11 protein-coding genes and 2 pseudogenes are annotated in these 10134 nt (G+C 69.3%); 7 read left to right on the top strand and 6 right to left on the bottom strand.

Translation table 11 applies throughout. The features are described 5' to 3' along the window. The 5 genes and pseudogenes from E1294_RS48830 to E1294_RS48815 form a co-directional block, all read right to left on the bottom strand. On the bottom strand, nucleotides 1-1423 hold a 1423-nt coding region (locus E1294_RS48830), incomplete at its 3' end, for a DHA2 family efflux MFS transporter permease subunit (protein WP_132519162.1). 79 nt (nucleotides 1424-1502) lie between these two features. Continuing rightward, nucleotides 1503-1988 (bottom strand): MarR family winged helix-turn-helix transcriptional regulator, encoded by a 486-nt coding sequence (locus E1294_RS48825; protein ID WP_132519159.1) that lies wholly within the window; start codon nucleotides 1986-1988, stop codon nucleotides 1503-1505. Nucleotides 1989-2198: 210 nt separating this feature from the next. After that, complete coding sequence (locus E1294_RS53795; protein WP_165977911.1) at nucleotides 2199-2420, bottom strand: hypothetical protein; 222 nt, start codon at nucleotides 2418-2420, stop codon at nucleotides 2199-2201. A gap of 18 nt (nucleotides 2421-2438) precedes the next feature. Next, nucleotides 2439-2516, bottom strand: a pseudogene (locus tag E1294_RS58660) (UvrB/UvrC motif-containing protein); the annotation flags it as partial. Further along, nucleotides 2513-3103: a plasmid pRiA4b ORF-3 family protein gene (locus E1294_RS48815; protein WP_132519153.1), complete on the bottom strand. Its 591-nt coding sequence runs from the start codon at nucleotides 3101-3103 to the stop codon at nucleotides 2513-2515. The pseudogene E1294_RS58660 and the gene E1294_RS48815, both read right to left, overlap by 4 nt. A 41-nt stretch (nucleotides 3104-3144) precedes the next feature. Between E1294_RS48815 and E1294_RS48810 the strand changes: the two genes are divergently transcribed. The 7 genes from E1294_RS48810 to E1294_RS48780 all read left to right on the top strand — a co-directional run bounded on the left by E1294_RS48810 (nucleotide 3145) and on the right by E1294_RS48780 (nucleotide 9479). Continuing rightward, on the top strand, nucleotides 3145-3498 hold the full coding sequence (locus E1294_RS48810; protein ID WP_132519150.1) for a hypothetical protein: 354 nt from the start codon (nucleotides 3145-3147) through the stop codon (nucleotides 3496-3498). Nucleotides 3499-4098: 600 nt separating this feature from the next. Next, nucleotides 4099-4683, top strand: coding sequence for an RNA polymerase sigma factor (locus E1294_RS48805; protein ID WP_132519147.1), 585 nt, complete (start codon nucleotides 4099-4101; stop codon nucleotides 4681-4683). After that, a complete protein-coding gene (locus E1294_RS56855; RefSeq protein WP_132519144.1) occupies nucleotides 4683-4874 on the top strand; it encodes a hypothetical protein in 192 nt (63 codons plus the stop codon). The genes E1294_RS48805 and E1294_RS56855 overlap by 1 nt, the downstream gene beginning before the upstream one ends. Continuing rightward, nucleotides 4799-5740, top strand: a complete 942-nt coding sequence (locus E1294_RS48795; RefSeq protein WP_246083821.1) for a CU044_5270 family protein — start codon at nucleotides 4799-4801, stop codon at nucleotides 5738-5740. The genes E1294_RS56855 and E1294_RS48795 overlap by 76 nt, the downstream gene beginning before the upstream one ends. 227 nt (nucleotides 5741-5967) lie before the next feature. After that, complete coding sequence (locus E1294_RS48790; RefSeq protein ID WP_132519138.1) at nucleotides 5968-6384, top strand: hypothetical protein; 417 nt, start codon at nucleotides 5968-5970, stop codon at nucleotides 6382-6384. Nucleotides 6385-7017: 633 nt separating this feature from the next. Then, nucleotides 7018-8151, top strand: a complete 1134-nt coding sequence (locus E1294_RS48785) for a serine hydrolase domain-containing protein (protein ID WP_132519135.1) — start codon at nucleotides 7018-7020, stop codon at nucleotides 8149-8151. A gap of 320 nt (nucleotides 8152-8471) precedes the next feature. Then, nucleotides 8472-9479, top strand: a complete 1008-nt coding sequence (locus E1294_RS48780; RefSeq protein WP_132519132.1) for a phosphotransferase enzyme family protein — start codon at nucleotides 8472-8474, stop codon at nucleotides 9477-9479. Between the two features lie 220 nt (nucleotides 9480-9699). On the opposite strand, the pseudogene E1294_RS58655 reads toward E1294_RS48780, so the two are convergent. Further along, nucleotides 9700-10032, bottom strand: a pseudogene (locus E1294_RS58655) (IS110 family transposase); the annotation flags it as partial. Nucleotides 10033-10134: the final 102 nt, after the last annotated feature.

The raw sequence follows: 10134 nt of genomic DNA, 5'->3' as shown, positions 1-10134 counted from the left end.
CCTGCTGGGGGGTGGGGGCGTCCGGCTTGGGCTGGCGCAGCATGAGAAGTGCGGCGGTGAAGGCGGCCACGAGCAGAGCTGCGGCGACGGCGAAGGCCACCTGGTAGCCGCCGGTCAGCGCGGTCGCTTGGTCCTGGCCCGCGCTCAGCAGCTGCTCGGTGCGGGTGGCGGCCAGGGTGGAAAGGACGGCGACGCCGAAGGCCATGCCGATTTGCTGGGTGGTGTTGAAGAGCCCGGAGGCCAGGCCGGCGTCGTCGGCCTTGGCGCCGGACATGCCGAGCGCGGTCAGGGAGGGGAGCACCAGGCCGCCGCCGGCGATGAGGAGCATGACCGGGAGCAGGTCGGTGAGGTAGTCGGCGCGCACCGGGATGCGGGCCAGCCAGCCCATCGCGCCGAGGAGTAGCACCAGGCCGGTCAGCAGGACCGCGCGCTCCCCGAAGCGGGTGCTGAGCCGGGCCGAGACGAACAGTGACACCCCGCCGATGGCCAGTGCCGCGGGCAGCATGGCCAGGCCCGTCTCGAGCGCGCCGTAGCCGAGGACCTTCTGCATGTAGAGCGCGACGAGGATCTGGAAGGCGAACATGGCCGACAGGGTGAGGATCTGCACCAGGTTGGCGCCCGACACGTTGCGGGAGCGGAGGATCCGCAGCGGCATCAGCGGCGCCTCGGCGGTGGCCTGGCGCCAGACGAATCCGGCCAGCAGAGCCAGCGACACCGCGCCAAGGCCGAGGGTGTGGGCGGCGAGCCAGCCGTACTGCTCGACCTTGACCACGGTGTAGATGCCCAGCATGAGCCCGCTGGTGACCAGCACGGCGCCCACGACGTCGGCGCCGCCTGCGAGTCCGGCGCTGCGGTCGCCCGGCAGCGCCCGGATCGCCAGGGCGATCGTGGCCAGTCCGATGGGCACGTTGATGAAGAAGATCCAGTGCCAGCTGAGCAGGTCGGTGAGGACGCCGCCCAGGACCTGGCCGATCGAGGCGCCGGCGGCGCCGGTGAAGCTGAAGACGCCGATCGCCTTGGCACGCTCCTTGGCCTCGGCGAACAAGGTCACCAGGATGCCCAGCATGACGGCGGAGGCCATCGCGCTGCCGACGCCCTGCAGGAACCGGGCGATGATCAGCATGCCCGGCCCGCTCGCCACGGCGGCCAGCACCGATGCCGCGGTGAAGACCGCGTTGCCGGCCAGGAACATCATCTTCCGGCCAATCAGGTCGCCCAGGCGGCCGGCCAGCAGCAGGAGGCCGCCAAAGGCGATGAGGTAGGCGTTGACGGTCCAGCTGAGGCCGGCGGGCGAGAAGCCCAGGTCTCGCTGGATGGCCGGCATCGCCACGGTCACGATGCTGCCGTCCAGGATCGTCATCAGCATCGCGGCGGACAGCACGGCGAGGGCCAGCCAGCGCGATCGAGGTGGGGTGGGTGACATGACGTTTCTCCTGCTCCTTAGGGGGACAGGAGAGACCATAACAGATAGTTTCGTTGCAGACTATCTGCTACTGATTTAGTTATGTCTTCTGTCGAGCCCGCCGTACGGCCTGCGGCGCCTCCGCGGGGGTCGCCAGGTGTCCCGTGACCAGGCGGTTCATCGCGCGGAGCAGTGCCTTGCGCTCGTCCTCCGGCAGGGCCCCCAGGGCGGCCTTGTGCACGCCGTCGACGATCTCCTGGCTCCTCTTGGCCACCTCCTCGCCCTTCTCGGTGACCGCGATGATCCGGGCCCGCCGGTCGGTGCTGGACGGGCGGCGCTCGGCCAGGCCCGCCTCCTCCAGGGCGTCGACCGTGACCACCATGGTGGTCTTGTCCATGTCGCCGATCTCGGCGAGCTGGATCTGCGTGCGCTCCTTTTCCAGGGCGTGGATCAGGACGCAGTGCATGCGCGCGGTCAGTTCGATCTCGGCCAGGGCGGCTGCCATCTGGGTTCTCAGGACGTGACTGGAATGGTCCAGCAGGTAGGACAGGTCTGGTTCGGCGCGGGCGGCGGCCATGGCAGTCATGTCCCCAGCCTAGCAACTAGTTTTGATTCGGATTATCTACTTCCTTTCCATCTCGCGGCAATGGTTATCTGGGGTTCTCAAGCGTTCTCGCTGGTCAGCCGCTTGGAGGTCATTCAGGCACGTAAGGCAAGTTAGGCTGGCGCAGCTGCCGCGCTGGTGCATCGTCGAGAGGTCACCAGCTGTCTGATGCGCGGGAGGCAGTCCGCCCAGTCAGACTCGGATGAGCGCTGCGGCCAGCTCGGCATTTCGCTGGGCGAACGCGGCCCATTCAGGCGGGGTCGCGGCGCTTGCCTGGGCGACGGCCGAGCGACTGCACTCGTGCTGGTCCCATCGATTCAGGCGCCCGCCGCGGATGCTGAACGTGACGGCGAGGCCGTCTGCCCATCCGCATATGTCTTGGTCGCCGCCGCCTTCGATGGTGACGCGCTGCATGCTCGTCACCCATTCGAGCGCTGCCAGCTCGTCGTGAATCCGGGCGGCCAGTTCGAAGTTGAGCGCCGCCGCCGCACGATCGCGACCCGCCGTCAGAACTTCACACGCCGCCCCGGTGTTCGTTCCGTCGAGCGCGGAGATGACGGCCGCGGCCAGTGGTTCTCTGAGCTGCGGGCCGATGCCACGCCTCGCCGCGATGTCGCGTTCGGCGCCGGTGAGCCGGTCACGCGTGTATGACAGCGCGCAGCAGGTCGGCGAATCCCTCGGGGCCGCCGCTGTTCGGGCGGGCAGGCGCGGCCGCCGGCGCTGCAGCGCGGGTAGAGCGCCTTCGGGGCCGGCCGGTGGATCTTCTCCACCACCAGGTCGTGATCCCAGCAGTCGCCGGAGTCGTAGCGGTAGGCCAGCCACTCGCCGGGGTCGGGCAGCAGGCTGGCCAGGGTCACGTCGTACTCGCTGCTGTGGTGGTCGCCGTACTCGACCCAGTCCTTGGCGAACATGTGCAGGTGGAAGTTTTGCCAGCCCATCGCGATCTGGATCACGTTGTGCAGGTCCCACAGGCGGGCGGCCGACGGCACCTGGATGCGCCGCCAGACCGGCGGCTGGACGTCCCGCAAGGCCACCTTGAGCTGGTGAACGGTGCCGGCCACGACGGCGGTCTCAGCTGCTGGCGGGGCGGTGGGCACGCCCGCGTCCCGGGTTCGGGCCTGTCGCTGGCCAGGGTGAGGTGGGGCCGATCGGCGTCGTGCTCGGTGTCGATGTCTGGTTCGGTTTCGGCGAGGACTGCTGTGATCTCCGTCGCGGGCAGGGCCTCGGGGCCATCGGCGTCGACGTCGGGCGCTTCGCTCTCGCCTTGGCCGGCGTGGTGCGGCGTGGCGTCCGGGTCCTGGTTGCGGGCGGCGCCACCCGGGACCGGCTGTGTGTCGTCTGTCAGGTCACGGTCGTGGGGCTCGCCGCGGGCGATCCGTTCGGCGCGCAGCTGCTCGCGTTCGGCGTCGGTGATCCCGGTGAGGTACTCCCACGTGCTGACCCGCTGGACCTTGCCGCGGGCCAGGTCGTACTGCAGCACGATCCGCGATGAGCGGCCCATCTCCTCTACCTTGACCACCCACGGATCTCTGGCTTCCCACGGAACGCCGGCCCAGGAGGCGTTCTCGGCGATCTCGACGGCCGCGCGGTGCGCGGGGCGCCGTGCTGGCGTGGGCCGTCGTGAGCCGCCAGGGCGGGTTCGTCATTGAGGGCGGCGGCGACGGAAGGTCGTTCCAGGTCGCGTGGGCCGACGACGCTGAGGCGTCCGCGCGGGAGCTCGCCCCGGTACTCCGACGACCTGCGCAAGGCCGGGTACGGGGTCTCTGTAAGACCGCTGTCAACCAAGTACACGCGATTGCGTTAGCCCAATTCAGGCATTCATTACCCGACAGGGATGATCAGCGGCATCGACGGCCTGGGTCCTGATCAGCGAGCGCAGCGGCGACAGCTTCGGTGCTGGGCTGAACGTAAACGCCCAAGGTACCCAGGTTCCGGTGGCCGGACAGGGCCATGAGCATGGAGGCTGACCAGCCGTCTTCGGAGTTGAGGGCGCGTTCCCGCCAGGTCGCTTCGATGGCCGCGCCGGAAATTGGCGTGAAGTGAACCTGCTGAGCGGCGAACACTGGGCGACAGTTGCCTTCGGAAGGACGCCATGACTGCACCACCTGACGCCAAGGATGTGCTGGAGGACGTCACTGTGGTCGAGCGGTCGCTGGACGATCCCGAGTTGTTCGCCCTCCTGTACGACCGGTACTTCACCGAGGTCTACCGGTATCTGGCCGCCCGGCTCGGCAGCGAGCAGGCCGAGGACCTGGTCGCGGACGCCTTCCTGCTCGCGTTCAACGGCAGGGGCGGCTTCGACCCGCGGCGGGGCACCATACGGTCGTGGTTATTCGGGATCGCCACGAACGTCGTGGCCCGGCACCGCCGCGGTGAGAGCCGCCGCCTGAACGCGCTGAGCAAGGTCGCGGCCGAGGAATCCACTGACGGGCACGAGGACGGGGTAACCTCGCGGCTCGCGGCGCAGGCCAGCCGGCCGGAGCTCGTACGAGGGCTGAAGGGGCTGGCGATGGGCGATCGCGACGTGGTGTTCCTGCTGGTGTTCGGTGGGCTGGGCTATGAGGAGATCGCCACGGCCCTGGACATACCGGTGGGGACCGTCGGGTCCCGGATCAACAGGGCGTGCAAGAAGCTGCGCAAGGCGCTGGGCGACGTCAACCCGATCGGGGAGTGGTGATGGACGAGCTGAAGCTGATCGAGACCGTGTTCGCGGAGCCCGAGCCCACGCGGGAGGCGGCCGCTCGCGGCGTGACCGCCTGCTCCGCCTGGCCCGCGAGGCACAGGCGTCTCGGCTGGGCCGTCCGCGCCGAAGGTGGTCGACCGGGCTGCCCATCCGGCGTGCCGGCCTGGTCAGCGCCATGGCGGTGATGCTCACTGGCGGCATCACCGTCATCCAGGCGGGTCTGGGCGGCTCTGATCCTGGTACCCCCGGCTATGTGCTCGCTGCCCCTCCGGCCGATGCCAAGGCGCTGCTCACCCTGGCCGCGCGGGCCGCCGCCGGCCGACCGGACACAGCGCCGGTACGCGGCCAGTACGTCCACACCAAGACGCTGGCCCAGCACAGCCTGTACACCAAGGACAAGTCGGGTCGCACGCTCTACACCAAGGTGCTGGTCAGCGAGGAGCGGTGGGAGGCCGCCGACGTGGGCAAGCCGTGGCTGAGCCGCAGGCAGAACCTGTCGGCCACGGGACCGGCGCCGCGCAAGTACTGGGACCGCGGCGTCGAGGACATCGTGTCCGAGCCGGGGGCCTGTCCCGGCAGGCCGGCGTATGCGCGGCTGGCTGCCTGGCCGACGGACCCCGCCCAGGTACGCGCGAAGATCGTGGCCGACACGGGCGAGGGACCGCTGCGCATCTGGCGCTCCCTGCAGGCACTGGTCCGCGAGTCCGTGATTCGGCCCAGCCTGGGCGCCGCGCTGTACCAGGTCGCCGCCGGGCTGGACGGCATCGTGCTCATCGACGACGCCGTGGACGCTGCGGGCCGCCCCGGTCTGGCCGTCGCCATGGACGAGGGCGATGGCACCCGGTCGGAGCTGATCTTCGATCGGACGACCTACCGCTATCTGGGCGAGCGCACGGTGAACACCAGGGACCGCGAGGTGGAAGCGCCCTCCGGCGGCGAGTACACCGAGAAGAAGGGCGCAACGAACGGCACCGCGGTGCTCGCCGTCGATCTCGCCCCCGGCTTGCCCGAGGTGTCGCCGAGGGCGTCCCGCATGAAGATCCCCTGCTGAGACTTTCCCCACCTGATCCGGCCTTTCCGGCCGTGAGTCCTGTTTCGCATGCCCGCAGATCGATGCGGCATGCCCTCAAGGAAGAAGGAGAACATCCATGTTCATCGCCAAGGCGGTCGCGGCCACCCTGCTCGCCGGCTCGTTCGGCGGTCTCGTCTCGCCGCCGTCCGGGGGACGCCGCCGCGTACGAGAAGCAGGCACGACTGGAGGCCGAGCGCGTCGCTTGCATGAAGGAGCGGGGCCTGGACTACGTGGCCTCCCCGGAGCCTCGGTACACGTGGCAGCCTGGGGAGAAGGAGCGGCTCGCCGGTGACGTGGAGGCGCTGCGGGCCTACCGGGCCAAGTACGGCTTCGGGGTCTGGTCCCCGAACGTCTATCCGAAGGACGAGGCCGTCAACCCCGCCCGGCACGACAATCCGAACAACAAGACGCTGATGTTGCTGTCGGCCGGCGAGCTGAAGAAGTGGCGCGCCGCCGACGAGTCCTGCTTCTCCCAGGCGGTCAAGCAGGTGCTGGGCAAGACCGTCACCTCCCAGGACGACTACCACGACCGGCTCGAAGCGGCGGTGCGGAAGTCGTTGAGCGTCCTCGACGGCCAAGGCCAACGCCGACGCGCGCAAGCCGGAACTCGTTCAACTCCGTGATCAGCTCGCCCAGCTCAAACGCCAGCTGAAGACGGCCGAAAGAGAGCACGCCCAGGCCAGACGAGACCTCGAAGAGGTGATCACTACTTATGCCAACCAGATTGAGGCGCTGGCATTGCGCAACGCCGAGCTTGAGCGGGAGAAGGGGGTTGAGCAGCATGCGAACGAAAAGTCGCGTTAGCAGGCGGGACTGAAGCAGCTTGGCGTGACATTCCGTTCCGGGAGTACAACTGGACGATGCGTTCTTGCAGACGCCCGGCAAGAACAATGCCGCGAGCCTCCGAGTGAGGCCGATCTTGTTCTCAGAAATGAGTGTTTGTGAGAAGTGCGGCTGAGAGTCGGAGGACACTGAGCGCTCACCCATCGACGAGACATTTGAGCTCGGGCGGTGGTGGGCTTTCAGGCGCAGACTTTGCACACCTGGTGGACCCGACTCACCGAGTGCTGGCCTGAGGATGTCGCGGCGCTGCTCACTCAGCGGCGGGCGGTGCGGATCGCCCTCATGCGCGTCTCCTGCGCAAACAGTGAGGAAACGCCCGCCCCCTTACAAAGAGGGTTTCGAACGGTCGCCGCCGAGGCCCTCAGGGTCTCGGCCGGTGCCTCCGGGATATTCCCTCGAGAAAAGGATCATCGATGATTCACCCTCTATCGGTCCGCGTGGCCGGTCTGGCCTGCGCCGTGCTGACGCTGAGCGTTGCCGCCGCGCCCGCCACCGCCGCCGCGTCAGGGCTGAGGCCCGAGCTGGGGGACGTTCAACAAGCGATGCGGTCCCTTGCCGGGACCGCCGGTGTCGTAGGGGCCATCGGGGAGGTGTACGTCGACGGGAAGCGCGCCGGCAAGGGCTCAGCCGGCTCGCGCCGGATCGACGGCAAGGGAGGTCGGATCCCCAGCGACTCCCGCTACCGGATCGGGTCGCAGACGAAGCGGCTGACGGCGGTCGTGGTGCTCCAGCTGGTCAAGGAGGGCAAGATCGACCTGGAGGACAAGCTGGCCGACCTCCTGCCAGAGGTGGCCGAACAGGACGCCGTGGCACGGGCCGGCGAGATCACCGTACGCCAGTTGCTGCGGCACACCTCGGGCATCCCAAACTGGTTCGACGGCAAGCTGGTCGATCTCTACGACTTCACGACCTACTACCCGCCGCTCGACCTGGTGAAGATGTCACGCGACCAGCCTCGCACCGGAGAGCCGGGAGAGAAGTACCACTACTCCAACACCAACTACACACTCCTCGGTTTGATCATCGAGAAGGTGGCGGGCAGATCGCTGGCCGCCGAGTTCGCCCGTCGGCTGTTCGAACCGCTCGGGATGAGCCGTTCGTACCTGCCGACCAGGCCGCCCCAGGGCATCAAGGGCCCGCACGGGCACGGGTACCACACCGACCCCCAGGGCAAGCTGCGCGACATGCACCGGCTCAACGCGAGCTACGGGAACGCCGCCGGAGGGGTGGTCTCCACAGCGCGCGACATCACCAGGTTCCACCGCGCCTTCGTCCAGGGCAAGCTGCTGCCTCCTGACCTGCAACGCGTGATCACCGACCCGCAGGAGGGGCAGCCCACCCAACCTCCCAGCGAACGCCTGTGCGGCGGCGACCCGGCGTTCGAGGTGCCGTCGGGCGGCACGGCGGGCTTCATCGCCACCACCTTCACCTCCTCGGACGGCCGGCTCCAGCTCGCCGTGTCCACCACGACGAGCGTCGGTTCACCACTCGCGATCAGCCAGGCCATCAATAAGGCGGCTGAAACAGTACTCTGCCCGGACAAGTGACCGGGCGATGACCGAACGGCCGGGGCGCGGGATCGTGCTCCGGGCCGCCCGCCCTCGACGAGCCGCCGTCTCAGCCCGTCGAGGGTCGGGCGCGTCGCAGACCGAGCGCGCCGCAGCCGGCTGATCGCGCTCAGCGGTTACGCGCGCCGGTCAGGCACGCCGGTCAGGGGGCACCCCACATACGCCCAGAACCGCTCGACCCGAGCAGGAAAGCGCGAACCCGGCTGGTCGACCAGAATTGGAACCCTCTGCCGACTCTTGCTCTGAGGGGGCCTATAACCGGTTGCGCGCCGGCCTGGGCATGCCACCAGAATTGGCGCATGACCGCGCCCGCCGACCTGGAGTTCCTGGCCACGCTGACGGCAGTGTGGGGTTTCCCCTCGGGCACAACGATCACCCGAGCCGAGCAGGGGACTAACAACCAGACGTTCATGCTCCGCCAGGGGAGCCTCCGATTCGTGCTCCGAGTTAACCAGACCCAGTCCGCCGCCCAGATCGGCGCCGAGCACCGGATCCTGCAGCGGCTACGGCATGCCGGACTTCCCTTCCAGGTACCTGAACCAGTCGCCGCGCCCAGCGGAGACACGGTGCTCGAGACCGCAGCCGGACCCGCCACCGTCTGCCGGTGGATCCCCGGCGTGCGGCCCGACCTCACGGGACAGACAGCACTCGAGCGCTTCGGCCGGGCGGCCGGGCTGCTCGGCGATGAGATGCTGGGAATGCCGCCAGAAGACGGGCTGGGGGACTGGCGCGTTAATCCTCTGGCGCACCCCGCCGTGCCGCACGTCGGCGCCCTTTGCCGTCAGCTGCGCGCCGCCGAGATCAGCGCGGAGCGGGTCGCCCGCCTCGACGCCGTGGCACACCGCGTTGGGCAGGAGTGGCCTGCGGGCGGCGGCGCGCTGCCGACCCAGGTCATTCACGGTGACCTGGCGGCCTCGAACGTGCTGGTCGACGAGGACACCGGGGAGGTGAGCGGGCTGCTTGACTTCGAGTTCGCCGGGGTCGGCTTCCTGGTCCAGGACATGATGGCGGCGCTGTTCTACAGCGGGGCCCTGGAGACGCGCGACTGGCAGACCCGCACGGCGGCCTTCCTCCGGGGATACGCCTCGGTCCGCCCTCTGGACGCCGCCGAGGCCGACGCGCTGCCCCGGCTGCTCCTCGCCCGGGCGGTCGGCAGCGCCCTGTCGCGGGCGGGCCGCTGGCTGAACGGGAAGGCACAACTCGGCGAGGTCGCCGACCGAATCCGCAAGCTGGAGGACACGACCCACTGGCTCGACGCCAACGGCGGAAAGCTCCGGTCACTCGCCGCCGCCGGCGGGCACGGGTGACTCGGAAGTACGCCTGCCGCAAGCCCCCGCCCTTCGAGCACCCAACGCTTGCAGGCGGCATCGTCGATGGTGCGCTGCTCGGCGTCGGGCAGGTCTGCGCAGGTGCGATGAGGGTGACCGGCCCCAGACCGGCCAGTGCGTCGCGCAGCGCCGGATCGGCGCGCATCAGGACGGCCCGGAGCTGGTTGATGGCCTGGCTGCGGGCCTTGATCGCCGAGTCCTTGGTGACTTTGATCATGCGGATCATGTCGACATGACCGTCACCGGTCTTGGCGATGGCGGTGGCATCCTGCGACAGCACCGCTCGTGCGGCGTTCTCGGCGTCGACGGCGTCGGTCCTGCCGCGCCGCCGCCGACGGGCTCGATCGGGCCGGTTGACCTCCAGGACCTGAAGATTGTGACGGCGCAGGTAGCGGTTGAGGGCGGTGCCGTGCGAGCTGGTGCCTTCCACGCCGGCCCGCCGCAGGTGGCCGTGTCCGCGCGCCCAGTCCAGCAGCGCCGCGTACCCGTCGGCGGTGGCGGGGAACGCCTGGGTGCCCAGGAGCACGCCCATGACGGTGATCACTGCTGCGACGTGCATCTCGGCGTGGGTGTCCACGCCGAGCACGATCTCCTCTTGCGCATCGGCGGTGGGGGTGGCGGTGTGGTCGTGGGC

Origin of the sequence: Nonomuraea diastatica (assembly GCF_004349015.1) — a bacterium.
GTDB lineage: Bacteria > Actinomycetota > Actinomycetes > Streptosporangiales > Streptosporangiaceae > Nonomuraea > Nonomuraea diastatica.
The sequence above is the reverse complement of the archived record's forward strand: the minus strand, read 5'-3'. Positions and strand labels throughout refer to the sequence as shown.